At 31.5% G+C, this 552-nt stretch carries 1 pseudogene; it reads left to right on the forward strand.

From position 1 onward, the window contains the following. Positions 1 to 248: pseudogene (locus CA834_RS14725) on the forward strand (hypothetical protein); the annotation flags it as partial. Positions 249 to 552: the final 304 nt, after the last annotated feature.

Below are 552 nucleotides of genomic sequence, written 5' to 3' on the forward strand. Positions count from 1 at the left end.
AAAGAGGAACAATATTTAAAAATATGAAAAATTACGATGATGTTATAGGTATTGACGTATCTAAATTGACCATTGATGCGCATATGCATAGAAGGTCGTTGCACCGTGTATTTTCAAATCCGATAATTTTATATCGGTCGGCTGGAATCGGATTAGAGGATAAAGGAATTGAGTCAATTCTTTCTATTGCAAGAATTTCTTTTTGTCCAGCCACTTTATTATTTAAAATTTTGAATTTTGTGCGGTAATTATCAGAGCATTTGAAATCGGAATTACATTTAAATTCAAATATTGTGTCGCCACTTATTTTGATTCCAAAAAGTTCTGTCCCGTTTACAAAATAATATTTATCATCAAGCAAGTTTTGAGAGAAAACAAAGTTGAAAATAAACGCAAATATTGATGTCAGCAGGATTTTTCTCATAATTGTGGGCAACACAAGGGTTAAACGTAGTTCTGGTACGAGAATGAAAAGATAATAAATTCTAAAACAATAATTAGAGAAGAGGACTTCCTTATACTCTCTAATTATTGGTCATCAATTAGCCTCGC

Origin of the sequence: Winogradskyella aurantia, from assembly GCF_002266855.1 — a bacterium.
In the GTDB taxonomy this organism is placed as follows: Bacteria; Bacteroidota; Bacteroidia; order Flavobacteriales; family Flavobacteriaceae; genus Winogradskyella; species Winogradskyella aurantia.